Raw genomic sequence first — 14,605 nt, 5'->3', positions numbered from 1 at the left:
AATGTGTGGCCCAAGGGCATTGATTCAAGTTTATCGTACTCGGAATCTATTAGTTTATGTAACTCTTCTCGTGTCATAATTAAAAGAATGTAAATTACTAACTTAAACGACAATTTGCAATGCACCCGTTTAGTTGTTACTCACTTTGGGGAAAAATTTGCATAATGTCCTATGAAATTATTAGGTATATTTGGGGTATAGGCGCAATGGTTGCGTCTATATTGTGTTGTGCGTCATTTTTAACGACACTGACAACATTTAAAATACTAACAAAAAAATATTCGAAATAAATGAGTAAAAATCTAAAACCTTACAGCACAATTATAGGAGAAACACACGTAACAGTTGTTGTTTTTGGAGATGAACTAAATGACTTAATGGGATGCGAAATGGATGCAGGCGACCCATTTTGGCACATAGTTGGAACAGACGCTTGGTTTGAAAAACAGGAAGTAAATGGCGAAAATTTACTGGTTGCAAAAACTTATGACAAAGAGTATTTTAGTGTAACAGTTGATAATAAAATACTTAATCTTTTAGAAAAAGAAAATGGAGTTTTAGTACTTTTCCCAAATTTCCCTTTGAAAGCAGATGATATAAAGCAGACTACTGATTTAGAGAAATTAAGAGAATGGATGAACATAGAAATTGGAGAAGATAATATTGAAGGTGTAATTTATTGTTTTTATACAGAAGAAGATAAAAAGAAATATCACGAATAATTAAAACGAACGCACAACAAGGGTTTTGCGTCAGGTGGGCTGAAGTGCAAAATCGGGCGGCAGTTTTTCAATTGAACTTTAGTAACAATATCGGCTTTTGTGCTTCGATTTCCCGCCCGAACGCAAAGCCCCGAACCGTTGGTAGCCAATTTTAGAATGACACACTACACGACAGACAAATATCGCATCGACATTTATGACGACCAGACTTTTACAGAAGGTTCGGCTGACAATGTCAATGTTTACGACTTTGTTTACTTCGACAAATCTGAGTATCATTTTCCCTCAGTTTACGGAATTAAAATCTTTCAGGACGACACATTAATAAAAAGTGCAGTTATCGGCTCTAATGGTGGCGGGACAGCAATTCACGACACCTCGACAATAATCGAAAATGACAGACTTTTAGTTTGCTGTTCGGACACCATTCTTTGTTTATCAATTCCCGACTTGACTTTGTTGTGGCGGACACAAGCTGACCACGCGACTTGTTTTGAAATTTATAAATACCAAGACAGCTACATAATTCACGGAGAACTTGAAATTTCAAGACTTGACAAAGACGGAAAAATACTTTGGCAACAAAGCGGCGCAGACATCTTTACAACATTAGACGGTAAAGACAGTTTTGTAATAACTGACAATTATATTTTAGCTACTGACCGGGAAAACAGAAAATATAAAATTGACTTCAATGGACAGACAATTTTATAACAACAATATAACGCTTGACGGCTTAACGAAAGAAAGAAAAACTGGCTATAACAGCACGTTTCGTGTTCCAAAGACAGCTTTGTGGTTAATGGAAGTTTAGTTTTTCAAATCAAGTTTTGTGGTAAAATTCCCGCCCTTCGGGTAGCTGCAAAACGTTGTGTGCAACCTTATGACGACACAGACTAACCATACAAAACTTATTGACTTGCTCGACAAAGCTGAAAAGTTAGCAAGTGTATTTCAAGGCGGTTACTCGGGACATTTTTTATCAGCAGAAGAATTTCATCGAGCATTGTTTGACAGCATCAATAAATTCAAACAAGGTGACAAATCGCAACTTGACAAATTGCATATCTGGTTCTTACCGACTTCTTGTTAGGACGATTTTATCGGAAAAGATGCACAAGATTTAGCCGAACAAAACCAGCGGACTTTTATCAACAATGACAAGGACATAATGAAACTTGAGAACAACTGGCGACAAAAAACTCTTGAAAATCTTGAAAACGACTATTGGGGCAATCCAGACTATGACAGCCATCTAGTAAGACGTTGCCACGAACTTAGAAAACTTCCGTTGGACAGTTTTACAACAGAAGACCTACGAATAATGATTGGGCAACAAATCAGTTTGAACTATTTAATGCCTTTAGCTCTTGAAGTTTTGACAATTGACTTATTCGCAGAAGGTGATTTTTTTGAAGGCGACCTTTTAAAAAATGTTTTATCAATTGACACAGACTTTTGGAACAAGAATAAAAATTATTGGACAGCTCTTAATAATTTAATCAAAGACAGACGAAGTGAAATTATTGCTTATAAATTTGACACAACAAAATTTGACAAAAGCGTAATCTGACATTGAGCAAAAAAGGCAGCACACAACATGCGGTTTAGCAATATGGCGGGGCAACGAATATATTCTCAACTTTTTGTTCGCTAATCAGCTTCGGTTTCAGCAGAAGAATAGTGCCGAGCAACAGAATAAACAACGAGCTTTTGTATCTTTAATCAGTAGCGGCACAAGGCAGACGGAACACAGAATACCGCCACATCGCCAATGCTTCAACGTTAGCGGTAACCGTATATATAGTTAATTTGATAGTAAATTTTAAGCTCACCTTCCAAAGCTTGCCTTCCTGAGCAATGATTTTGCTATCAAATTAAACAAGAATCTATCCCTGCAATTTGGGCGGCTTTTTTGATATACTGATTCATTTTTTGATTGGTGATTACAGGACATGCTTTAACGTATATTTCAAGTGACCGACATTGCAATTCCTGCTTTTTTTGTCCCTTTAGCAATAGGAAGAAGTTGATGCAAAAAAACGAAAAGAGCCGCATATAGCGGCTCAAAACGACTAATTTGTTACATTTAGTGGGCCCAACAGGTAGAGTTTTGGTTAGGTAATGTTTTGATACTCAAGGATTTGTTGTTATTTTTTAGAGGTATTTCTCTATTGAAAGATTTATCAAAACGGATGATTAGCAATAAGAGTCTGATATATACCTAATTAACTGTATTTATTCTAATTGTTTTGTAGTTGTTTTTGCACCCATTCTTTGAATTCTACATCTGCCAATTTTCTTTGCTTATCACTTTGCATAAGTGAATGAAGCGCTTGATTCTATTTCAGGATTCCAATTCCATAAATCTTTACCAAGATAGGTTATCATTACTTTGTCAAGTAGTATTGTTGACACTGTCTCCTCATCTAATAACTCCTTCTTCCCAAGAATTTTATAAGCGTTTTCTATTTCTTCATCATCATAATCAGGGTTGCTAACTTCTTCCAGAATATCTAAATCTTCGTTATAGACTGCTTTAAGAGGACGGGCATTTTTTAAGATTGTTTCACAAGGAAGAAGTTCCCCATAATTTTCTAATAAAACTCCTGATGAACTTCGCCTTTTACGAACAATATTGCCGTTCTCTATTATAACATATCCAAAAGTATTACTATAGTCATAATTTTGTAAAATCAAAATTATAGGTGGCTGTTCTAATGAATTGAACAATTTATCTAAAAAAATAAGGTCATTTTTAAATATCTTTTCCGTGACTTGTGAACTGGATATTTCAAGCAAACCTTCTTTTGTTTTGACAATATGAACATTCCCATCTCTTCGTGTGTCAACATGATGTTCCTCACTTTTAATGACTGGATATGGCATAAGTGCCGTTACAATTTCTTCAAATGTTTTTGCTATAGTTGGTTTACCTATTGCTACAACTAACCCAAAATTTGCTCCCATTATTTAAATTGTTTGTAAATTATTAATTATAAATACCTCTCAAATTTTAAACTATTTGACTTTTGTTTTAAAAAATAGCCCCTTCATAAAGTTCAATATAAGCTATAATTACCTTTATATCTTCTGTCGTCAAATGAGGAAAAGGCACCATATCTGCTCTATTATATTGTTCGTATAAAGTATTAGCATATTTATCTCCTTTTTTGAGGACTTTTTGCGGATTCTGAACCCATTGAACAATCCACTCCTCATTATGTCTTTGAGAAATGCCTTTTAATCCGGGGCCTACCAAAATTTCATCTGTTTTAGTATGACACGCAATACAATTTTGAGTAAAAAGCTGCTTACCAAGTGTTTGGGTTGTGCTTAATAGCGATGCATCTTCCTGAGCTTCTATAACTTCGCATACAAACTGCTGGATTTCTATTTGCTTCTGTTGTATTTTATACCAAGTAAGTACAACTATCGGTAAAGAAAGTATGTTCAACCATATTACTACGTTAATTAACAGATGCAATCTCTGGAACTGCGATTTAGAGATGATAGGATTAATATTTTTTTGAATATTATTCATCGTCGAGAACCTGCTATTTACAGGCTATTTAAGCATACGACCAACGTAGGATTATGTGGTTAGTAGGAAGGTCAATAAATATTTGATAATCTTTAGAGTCATATCTTATGAAATCATTAACCCAATATTCGCCTATGAAAGTGTATTTGTCCCCTTGGGCATTTAGTGGATAATAGTTCGTAATATCGATTTTATAATTATTATAACGATCTTTAAATAAGTGATTTATATCTGATTTCATTCTTATCGGAATCCCTCCAATTTGCCTAAAAATTGGATTTTTTTCTCCAGAACTACCTTCAGAATGCATATAATTTAGAAAGCCAAATCTCCTATATTCAACTAAACGTTGCTCATAGGAAAGTTTTGTTCTTGCAATCCACTCTTTCCATTCATTTGAATGGTTCAAAAAGTATTCTTTTGGGCCCTTAAAAATATATTTGTTGTTTTTTAGTGCAAAAGCTACTTGATAATCGTCGCAAAAATCATCAAACACTCTTGATTGTTCAGATTGGTCATCATTAAAATGAATAAGGTGCAAAATTATATCCGGTAGGTTTGGATCAAGAAGTTTTAAATTAATAGAGCCTAATGGGTGTATAATCTCTTTCAAGTAAAATGACTCTTTATCAAACACATCTTCAAAGGCAGGGAATAGGCTTATATATTTTGAAGGTGCTGAATTGTCAAAATTTTCCGGTATAATATCTGAGTCGAGGTCGAGAAGGTCGAGAAATGTATCAAATTCCCTGTTTTGCACCATTGTTGAACTTGCTTTATATTAAATTGTCTGTAAGTGTCAAATTGTTAAACGGCCTACTCCTTAAATTTAAATTGCCTAGGAACTTGGTATCCTAATATTCCAATAGGATTATGTTTAGAATTTGCTAATCTTTCTATATGCCCTATACTAACATTTGTTGAAACAATGTACTTCTTAAAGTACTTTATAAACTTCTCTTCTTTAATCATTCCAGTCCACATGATCAAACCTGATACTTTTTTGTACTTTTCAGAAGTGAATATAGTCTTCATTGTTTGATCTGTCTCCTCTTCGGAGAATTCATAATCTACTTCAAATTCATATATTTTTTCTTGCTCATCATTTGTCAAATTCACATACTCTTTTAAGCCTATTCGCTCTTTTCTGCCGTCCCTTGAATAAATTATAGTGCTCATTTCTTTCTAATATACAACTCATACTTGGTTAAAAGTATAAGTGTACAGACTAACGCCTATTCGATAGAAAACAATCGACAAATATACACTTAAGATGCTGAATTATAGAGGTTTATATAACGAAGATTGATTAATTAGAAACAATAGCGCCTACAGTTTTATAAAAATATCTCAAAAAAAACGTCTAACTTATTGAAAATCAATTAGTTAGACGTTTAATTGTGGGCCCAGCAGGGCTCGAACCTGCGACCACCTGATTCACTTTCCTTCGATTTCCCGAAGTAGTAGGACTATCTCACCACCCTTTCCGAAGGCTTTCAGAATTAGGGTGAGGGGCGTTGTTAGAAGCTTATTGGTTGGTCTCCTCACTTCTTAGTCTCTGCACCTTCCAAGTTACTCTTAAACCTTTCACTTGGCTTGGCTCAGGATTACCATCGGCGCTATCCGTTAAGGTTTCCCTGAATTAACCCCTTTCACATCTTTTGCTTACGCAAAAGTGGCACCATTTAAAATTCTATGAACATTTACTTCCAAACATTTCAACTAATTTAACTTTGCGCGAAATTGAGCGAATTGTTTGAGAATAATACGTATTTGTTTGATGTTTAACTCTGTAATAATGGCTTTTTTGCTTACATGTATTGCTACAGTATTTTTGCTTTTGGCCAAATATTTCAGTTTGACAAACAACACAAATGCGGTTCATAAATTCAAAGAACTTTAATTGATGAGTCAGATGCTCTAACCGACTGAGCTATGGGCCCGAAAACACCGCTTTGGCATTTTGTGGGTGCAAAAGTATAAAATGCCAATGAAAACACAAAATGTTCGGCCAAAACTCATGAATAGATTTTCTGACAACTTCTTTGATTATACTGAATATCAATAATTTATCTTTTATCTACAAAATTCTTATTGCCTATTCCAATACGCTAGCAACGATTTTGACGTTATGATTCGCCTTGAGGAAAGCCCCTACCCCGTCGATTTTTGCGGGATTGATGGCATAATTCCCTCAAAATTTCTTTAGCTTAGTAGCCTCATCCACCTATGATTTAAGATTCATATGGCAAAAAAACTCCCCGTGGCGTATGCCCACCCTTACGCGTTTGACGCTCGCTACAAAAAATCCGTCGTTTATTTTTCTATGGAATTTGCCGTTGACCAAGCCCTCAAAACCTACTCGGGTGGTTTGGGATTTTTGGCAGGCTCGCACATGAAAAGCGCCCATGATTTACGCCAAAATTTGGTCGGAATCGGGATGCTTTGGAAACACGGCTACTATGACCAAGTCCGCAATACTGACAATAGCATGGTGCCGCAGTTTCGCGAAAAAATGTACAACTTCCTGAAAGACACAAAAATTCGCTTTCAAATCACTATCGCCCAACAGCCCGTATGGGTAGCGGCCTATTATCTTGACCCTAAGTATTTTGGAACGGTGCCGATGTTTTTCCTCACCACCGATACCGACGGCAACGACCCCTGGGCGCGGCGTATTTCGTATCATCTTTATGATGCCGACCCCGCTATCAAGGTCATGCAGTGCATGGTACTGGGGCTGGGCGGAGCCAAGTTTTTGGACGCTATCGACTACCAACCCGATGTATATCACCTCAACGAAGCTCATGCGGTGTCGGCGGTTTTTCATTTATATAAAAAATTTGGCAAACTCGAATCTGTCAGAAAACGCTTGGTATTCACAACCCACACCCCCGAAGAAGCTGGAAATGAAAAACATGACATTCAATTTTTGAATGATTTGAGTTTTTTTGGCGAAGTTCCTCTTCCTACGGTTCGTAAAATCACGGGTATCCAAGACTCAACTTTCAATCATTCATTGGTGGCATTGCGGCTTAGCCATCAAGCCAATGCCGTCTCCAAACTCCACGGCGAAGTATCGCGGCATATGTGGAGCTGGGCGAGTGGGATATGCCCCATTACGCACGTTACCAACTCCCAACATAAGGCTTCTTGGACCGACCCTGAGCTAGAGCAAGCCCGCGCCAAAAGTGATCTTACGGCTATCGACAATCGTAAAAAAGCCCTGAAAAGTCAGTTGTTCTTGACCGTAGCTGACCAAGTGGGTAAAATATTTGACCCCAATGTCCTCACAATCGTGTGGGCAAGGCGTTTTGCAGGTTACAAACGCCCCGACCTCCTTACCCGCGACCGCGAGCGTTTTGACCGCCTCATGCGTAATACCGAAATGCCGATTCAGTTTATTTGGGCGGGAAAACCTTATCCTAAGGACGAAGGAGCGATTTATACTTTCAATCAGCTTTTTTATCTGAGTCATTTGTATCCCAATATGGCGGTACTTACAGGCTATGAGTTGTCATTATCAAAACAGCTCAAACAAGGTTCGGATGTTTGGCTCAATACGCCTATTGTAACCCGCGAAGCATCTGGTACCAGCGGTATGACCGCCGCCATGAACGCTAGTCTCAATTTTTCTACCTACGACGGCTGGATATGCGAGTTTGCCAAACATGGTGAAAACGCCTTTATCGTCCCAGTCGCTTCCGAAGATAATCGCGACGCCGAAGATATTTCTAACATGCTAGATGTAATCGAACACGACATCCTCCCGATGTATTATCAACGCCGCGAAGATTGGAACAAAGTCGTTTTGCAAAGTATGAACGACGTAGGGGACTTTTTTAACTCTGACCGCATGGCGGCGGAATATTATACAGAAGTTTATAAATAGGAGCAAAACCATTCATCGTTAGCAGTTAATCGTCGGAGAAAATCTTTAACGATTAGCTGCTTTTTGCATTTATAGATACAAATCACAATTGATGTCGGTTCGGTCGATTTGGGCGCCCATTTTTTTGTAAAATTCGATGGCTTCGCTATTCCAATGCGACACTTGCCAGCGTATTTTATGGCACTTTTCGGCATTGGCTAGATCGATTAGCTTTTCCATGAGTCGAGTACCTATTTGATGCCCTCGGTACGTCTGCTCTACATACAAATCATCCAAATACAAGGCCTTGCCCGACCACGAATAATAGGCCCAGAAGAAAGAAGCAAATCCGATGATTTCGCCTTCATTTTCAACCACTAAACACTGAAAAAAATCTTTGTTTTCGAGCATTTGCGGCAGGGTAATGGTCAATTTGTCGGGTGTTTTTTGAAAAACCGAAAAATCTTTGATGAGTTTAAAAATCGCGGGAAAGTCTTCTTGGGTGGCTTTTCTTATCAAAAAATTCATCCGATGGTAGGGTTAGGTTAGTGCAAGAAATAATAACTGGACAAAAAACGGCAAAACAAAGAAGAGAAACAAAGATTGAAGCTCACTTTTAGGCGAATGTGCTCATTTGAAAATGAATATACTCATTTTTATTGACATTTGGAACGACTTATAATAAAACATCCCTGACCTTTCTGATAAAAGTCAGGGATGCTCACACTATTTGTAACCACTAAGGAGTCTTAACGATTTTGCGAAAAGCGCGTTCGTTGCCTTGTTTGATTTCAATCACGTACGTACCCACTGGCAGCGATTTTACGTCTATTTGTTCAGATAGTTTAGTATCCACTTTCTGAATAGTCATTTCTTTGTGAAGTGTTCCTAAACTCGCATTGAAAAACTTCACCTCCAGAGGTTCAGTATTGTTATTTTCGAAAGCAATAGTAAGGTAATCGACCGAGGGATTGGGGTATACTTTTACCAATACATGCAAAGCCTGCGGCTCCGCCACCAAAGGACGATGCTCACTCAATGTAGGCTCGATTCCTGAACGAGCCACGCTGTGAGTAAGAGCAGAATCTGACGACGAAACGATTTGGTCAGACGCAACCACAAAAATGGGTGTTTCGGTGGCAGTCACAATCAATTTTCCGTTTACGGTATTAACAGTTTGCTCACTCATCACATTGCTACCTGCGACTGGCGTGTAGATTTTTGCCCAGGAGGCGGTTCCCAAATCAAGCGTATCAACGGCAGTGCGACCCACTTCATCAGGCACTACGAGTACATAGGCCGACTTGCCATTCCACTCATACCTGTCTACGATAGGGTCGTTTTGGAGGGTTTGTTTGTAAGTATATTCTCCAAACAATTGATGAGTCTGGTACAGAAAATCTGCAGCGGGCTTGCGGGTTTGATTGGTGTTCAACAAGCCCGATGAACCAAATTGTGTAGGATTGTTGATATCAAAATCATAAGTCTGATAAAAATATACTTTTTCGATTCCTTTGCGGGCATACAAAAGAGCCGTTCTTAAAATCCAGTCGGCTTGCGTATCAAGCGCCGATTTGCTACCAATCGGAATGGCTTTGATAGGACTTCCTTGGTTGACATCGTAACCTGTTTCGGAGACCCATACAGGCATATTATAAGAAGACTCATGCGATGTTTTTAAGAAATCATCAGCCACACTCACAGCCGCCGAAATTTCGGGTGCCACTCCCCTTGAAGCCGTACCGCTTTGGGAAGAGTTGGCATTGTCGGGATAGAGGTGATAATTAATCACGTCCCAGCACAAATCTACGCTGCCGTCGGGTTTATAACCACGGTATTGTTTACACCAATCTATCATTCCTTTGATATAATCAGCGCCGATGTAAGCCGACGCCAATCCTCCTATCACCACTTTCATGTTAGGGTCGGCATTTTTAACTCCTACACCTGCTCCCATTGTGTTTTTATGGCCGTCATAAAAAGCCGACAAATTGGCCGCATACTCACGAGCCGTTTGATAACCTTTTCTCCCTTTCCACCATTTATCGCGCTCATTGTCGCACTCCATGTATTTGATAAGATTCATCCCGATTTTGACCACATTGATACCATCTCCAAACCAACGTTGGTTAGGATTGACGCTCACAAGGGCAGGATTAACGTTTGGATTGCTTCCATAACGAGCGGCGTACTGAAAAGCCACTTTGGCTTGCTCAATGTACGAAAGCGGACTCGCAAAATCACTTCCGTACCTGACTGGGACATTTTCGTGGTCGCGCTCAGAAGAAGGATAGGTTTGGAGGAGCCAATTGGGCAATGTTTTGATGCAAGCCAATACCTCTATTCCTTCGGCTTTACATCTTACATAAATGGTATCGTAATTCCAGCTTCCACTGTGGGTAGGATTGTAAGTATATCCACCTTCGCTCGATTCGAGTTTTTCCCAATCTATATAATGACGTATACCCTTAAAACTTTTCATGGCCTGCATCTTGGTTTCGTTGATAAGCCAAGAAGTTTGGGCATCTTCAAAATCCCATTCAAAAGCATTGACTCCAATCATGTCTTTGAGTTTGACGGTTTTGGGAGGAATCGGCCCTAGATTGGCAGTAGGAGGTGTATAACTACCATAAAACTCAATTTCATTGGGATATCCCCACCAAGTATTAATGACCAAATAACGAGCATTTGAAATAGGTGCATCCAGGTTAAATCTGGCTTCTCCTGTGGTGGAGCGGTCGGGGTAAGGGCCTACCCAACCGTTGTATTCCTGTCCAGTAAATGTAGCGATTGGGATTCGTTGCCAATCGCTTGTGATGATAGAAATCGTGAGCGGCTTGTCGGGCATGCTTCCTTCCCCGTCAAAAAACTTAATACGCTCAATCGTCATTTGTTCGCCTTCTAAAAGAGGATAATAAGCATCGAAGTTTTCGAGTACCTTGCCCCAACCCGTTTGAACCGTCGCCGAAGTATTGTTATCAAACAAGCCATCAAGGCCATTACTCACATTATTGAGCTGGTACCAACGCTTAGGATTGATTGAAATTTTTACGGCATTAGGATTGGTAGGTGTTTGTATCACCAAATTCCTGACGACATTGTTGGCCGTTGTAAAATTACTATTGCCCGCTTGTGAAGCCGTAATATCCACGCTACCAGTGGCCAAAATAGTAGCTTTCCAGCTTCCAGTAGCATTAGAGACCGATACCACAGAAGGATTGGAAGACGAAAAAGTAATGGGTGTTTGGGCATTGTTGCTAGTGGCCACCAAATCAAATGGCTCCTCGCCCAAAGTTTTGGCGGGCAATGCCGCAAACGTAATGACCGACTGAACGGGCCCGCCACCTTGACTAGCCTCAAACCAGTTAAAATTCCAATCACCACTGACAGCATAGATACGTAACACTTGACTTCCTGCTGGCAAGGTAGCGGCAGTGCTAATGGTAGTCCAATTGTGCCAGCCTCCCGTTTGGGGTACATCTAAAGACGCTAAGGCCGTCCCTGCTCGATTTCTGATTTCAATTTTACCATTTCCAAAGCTATTGGCCACCCTAAACTGAAAAGTATAACTTCCGGTGGCAGGCACTTCGAGGTTATAGTCCATCCAATCGTTGGTATCAATCCACCCTACGTTTAGGTTACCGTCTACGTCGCCCGTAGTTTCGGTCTGCACGCCATACATCGCATCGAAGTTTTCGGCTTCGATACGCCCTACCATGGGTTTTGAGCCAGTTACCTCAAACCAATTGAAATTCCAATCCCCGTTTACAATGTGAAAACGAATGTTTTGCTCGCCAGCACTTAGCATAGCAGTGGTGCTGATAGTAGTCCAGCCTTGCCAGCCACCTGTTTGAGGAATATTGAGAGAAGCCAAAACAGTCCCCGTGGCATCGCGGAGTTGTACAATACCATTGCCGTAGCTATTGGCCACGCGAAGCTTGAAGGTATAAGCTCCCGTGTAAGGGGCATTGACGCGGTATTCGAGCCAATCATTGCTTTCAAACCAACCTACGTTAAGTCCACCGCCATCATCGCTGGTGTTTTCCGTTTGAACCCCAAACATCGCATCATAGTCTTCCGCTTCTCTTTTTCCGATGAGTGAAGGTACATTGCTTGGTGATTCGGCGGTATTTACTTCAAACCAGTTAAAATTCCAATCACCATTCAGGGCATAAATCCGCAATACTTGACTTCCAGCCGCCAAAGTAGCGGTGGTAGTGAGGGTAGTCCAACTTTGCCAACCACCCGTTTGGGGTACATCTATGGTAGCCAAGGCCGTACCCGCCGCATTTCGAATCTCTAGTTTGCCGTTGCCATAGCTATTGGCAATTCTAAACTTGAAAGTATAGCTTCCTGCCGTAGCTACATTTACGTTGTAGTCGAGCCAATCGCCATCATCAATGCGACCCACGTTTAAGCCACCTCCTACATCTGATGTGCTCTCGGTTTGGATTTCGTACATATCATCGTAGCTTTCTGCTTCAAATCTCCCACTAAGAGACCTTGAAGAAGCTACCTCAAACCAGTTAAAATTCCAATCGCCGTATTTGGCAAACACCCTAAGGGTCTGTTCTCCAGCCGACAAGGGCACAGTGGTAGTAACCGTAGTCCAAGCTTGCCACCCTCCTGTGGTAGGTACTACTATGGTACGCAATACATCTCCCGAAGCCGATTTGAGCTCAATCGTGCCATTGCCATACCCTTTTGAAACCCTAAAACGAAAAGTATAGACCCCCGTAGCAGGTACATTGACATTATAATCAAGCCAATCGCCGTCACCTATCCATCCCACATTCAAACCTCCCCCGTCATCACTTGTATTTTCGGTTTGAATACCCGACATTGTGCTATAACTTTCGGCTTCAATTTTGCTAGGTATATTTTGATAATTTTGTGAATAGGTTGTGGTTATATAGAAGCACAAAAAGATAAGAAATAGTAGTTTTTTCATAGAGTTTTACATAAGGTATAGATAATTGAATACATTCATGGCCTTAATATATTAGTTATTATAAATGGAGTGAATGACATCCCTCTTTATTTGGCAAATAAACCTTTTAGGAATGCAATTGTACTGAATAGGATATATAGTATTTATATTTTTAACTGTTATTTGATTTTTTTTAGAATATTATCTAATCATTATTTCTTCCTTTACAAATTGTACTTTTATCATTTAACCCTTTTTTTCATCTAAAAAACATAGAAAATGCTCTCCATTATATGGTATCTTTTTATTATGCCTATCAGCATCTATTTAGGACTCAACGTGGCTTACCTTTTGCTCTGCGCAATTGCCGGGCTATTGCGTGGTGGCGATGATGTCCCCTTGACCCAAAATCCACAAAAATTACGCCGAATTGCCGTTTTGATTCCTGCTTATAAAGAAGATAAAGTCATCATCGACTCCGTAGAGGCCAATTTACAAGTAGACTATCCAGCGGAGTTGTTTGATTTGTACGTGATTGCAGATTCATTTTTGCCCACAACCCTCGAAACCCTCAAAACGTTACCGATTCACATAATAGAAGTATTTTTTGAGCAATCGACCGTTCAAAAATCCATCACCTTCGCTCTAAATCAACTCCCTCACAATCAATACGATATAGTAGTAATATCGGATGCCGATAACCACATGAAGCCTGATTTTCTGAGACGCATCAATTTGGCTTTTGACCAAGGTTGGCAAGTGGTACAAGGGCATCGTATTGCCAAAAATACCAATACTAGCGTAGCGGTATTTGACGCTATGAACGAGGAGGTCAACAATCATTTGTTTCGAAAAGGGCAGCGTGCCATGGGGATGTCGGCCTCGTTGATTGGCTCAGGAATGGCCTTTGAACCCAAAGCCATGATAAAAGGCATGAACAGTCTCCAAACCATTGGCGGCTATGATAAAGAGCTAGAAATGAATCTGTTGTTAGACGGATATAAGATTGCATATTTAAAGGATGCCTATATCCTTGACGAAAAAGTACAAAATCTCGCCGTATTTGAGCGTCAGCGCTCCCGATGGATTGCCGCCCAAATCCACTTTATCAAATTTTATTTCAAAACCGGGATTATTGAACTGTTTAAAGGAAATGTACACGCTTTCAATGCCTTGGTCAAATCCCTCATTGTTCCCCGTACACTTTTGTTGGCTATTCTTGGGATAGGCTTTTTGGCAGGTTTAGTCTTCCTTTCATTGCCTACGATTACCTTTTTTGGGATTTTACTTTCGGGACTTGTGTTGAGCCTAGTACTATCAATCCCTGATTATCTTCTCACAAAAGTCTCTGCCAAAGACTTTATGACGTTGTTTCAACTCATTTTTAGGATGGTACGTTCGCTGCTCAACCTCAACAAAGCTAGCAAGAGCTTTTTGCCTACTCCTCACGGCGAGGTAGATACTCATACCAAATAGCAATCTACAATCATGGAGAATTTAGACATTTTAATGCCTTTTTTATCCCAAATCGCTACATT

General features: G+C 39.7%; 12 protein-coding genes. 6 read left to right on the top strand and 6 right to left on the bottom strand.

Features of this window, described 5'->3' with window-relative positions:
- Positions 1-290 precede the first annotated feature (290 nt).
- The 4 genes from P1X15_RS28845 to P1X15_RS28830 all read left to right on the top strand — a co-directional run bounded on the left by P1X15_RS28845 (position 291) and on the right by P1X15_RS28830 (position 2,295).
- Positions 291-722, top strand: coding sequence for a hypothetical protein (locus tag P1X15_RS28845; protein ID WP_277341599.1), 432 nt, complete (start codon positions 291-293; stop codon positions 720-722).
- A gap of 156 nt (positions 723-878) precedes the next feature.
- Positions 879-1,436 (top strand): hypothetical protein, encoded by a 558-nt coding sequence (locus P1X15_RS28840; RefSeq protein ID WP_277341598.1) that lies wholly within the window; start codon positions 879-881, stop codon positions 1,434-1,436.
- Between the two features lie 169 nt (positions 1,437-1,605).
- Entirely contained in the window at positions 1,606-1,815 is a 210-nt protein-coding gene (locus P1X15_RS28835; protein WP_277341597.1) for a hypothetical protein, read from the top strand.
- 78 nt (positions 1,816-1,893) lie between these two features.
- Complete coding sequence (locus tag P1X15_RS28830) at positions 1,894-2,295, top strand: contact-dependent growth inhibition system immunity protein (protein ID WP_277341596.1); 402 nt, start codon at positions 1,894-1,896, stop codon at positions 2,293-2,295.
- A 737-nt stretch (positions 2,296-3,032) separates the two neighbouring features.
- On the opposite strand, the gene P1X15_RS28825 is transcribed toward P1X15_RS28830, so the two are convergent.
- The 4 genes from P1X15_RS28825 to P1X15_RS28810 all read right to left on the bottom strand — a co-directional run bounded on the left by P1X15_RS28825 (position 3,033) and on the right by P1X15_RS28810 (position 5,445).
- Entirely contained in the window at positions 3,033-3,692 is a 660-nt protein-coding gene (locus tag P1X15_RS28825) for a hypothetical protein (protein WP_277341595.1), read from the bottom strand.
- Positions 3,693-3,759: 67 nt separating this feature from the next.
- Positions 3,760-4,266, bottom strand: coding sequence for a c-type cytochrome (locus tag P1X15_RS28820; RefSeq protein ID WP_277341594.1), 507 nt, complete (start codon positions 4,264-4,266; stop codon positions 3,760-3,762).
- 28 nt (positions 4,267-4,294) lie between these two features.
- A complete protein-coding gene (locus tag P1X15_RS28815) occupies positions 4,295-5,029 on the bottom strand; it encodes a hypothetical protein (RefSeq protein ID WP_277341593.1) in 735 nt (244 codons plus the stop codon).
- 53 nt (positions 5,030-5,082) lie between these two features.
- Positions 5,083-5,445 carry a hypothetical protein gene (locus P1X15_RS28810; RefSeq protein WP_277341592.1) on the bottom strand — a complete coding sequence of 121 codons (363 nt, stop codon included), beginning with the start codon at positions 5,443-5,445 and terminating at the stop codon, positions 5,083-5,085.
- Positions 5,446-6,511: 1,066 nt separating this feature from the next.
- Here P1X15_RS28810 and glgP point away from each other — a divergent pair.
- Positions 6,512-8,158 (top strand): alpha-glucan family phosphorylase, encoded by a 1,647-nt coding sequence (gene glgP, locus P1X15_RS28805; RefSeq protein ID WP_277341591.1) that lies wholly within the window; start codon positions 6,512-6,514, stop codon positions 8,156-8,158.
- 69 nt (positions 8,159-8,227) lie between these two features.
- Here the strand turns inward: glgP and P1X15_RS28800 are convergent, their stop codons facing one another.
- Both P1X15_RS28800 and P1X15_RS28795 read right to left on the bottom strand, forming a co-directional pair.
- Entirely contained in the window at positions 8,228-8,665 is a 438-nt protein-coding gene (locus P1X15_RS28800; protein WP_277341590.1) for a GNAT family N-acetyltransferase, read from the bottom strand.
- A 211-nt stretch (positions 8,666-8,876) separates the two neighbouring features.
- Positions 8,877-13,088 (bottom strand): carbohydrate-binding protein, encoded by a 4,212-nt coding sequence (locus tag P1X15_RS28795; protein ID WP_277341589.1) that lies wholly within the window; start codon positions 13,086-13,088, stop codon positions 8,877-8,879.
- 258 nt (positions 13,089-13,346) lie between these two features.
- Between P1X15_RS28795 and P1X15_RS28790 the strand changes: the two genes are divergently transcribed.
- Positions 13,347-14,543: a glycosyltransferase family 2 protein gene (locus P1X15_RS28790; protein ID WP_277341588.1), complete on the top strand. Its 1,197-nt coding sequence runs from the start codon at positions 13,347-13,349 to the stop codon at positions 14,541-14,543.
- The last annotated feature ends 62 nt before the right edge of the window (positions 14,544-14,605 follow it).

Source organism: Runella sp. MFBS21, assembly GCF_029433105.1.
GTDB lineage: Bacteria > Bacteroidota > Bacteroidia > Cytophagales > Spirosomataceae > Runella.
Note: the sequence above shows the minus strand (reverse complement) of the source record. Positions and strands in the feature narration are given on the sequence as shown.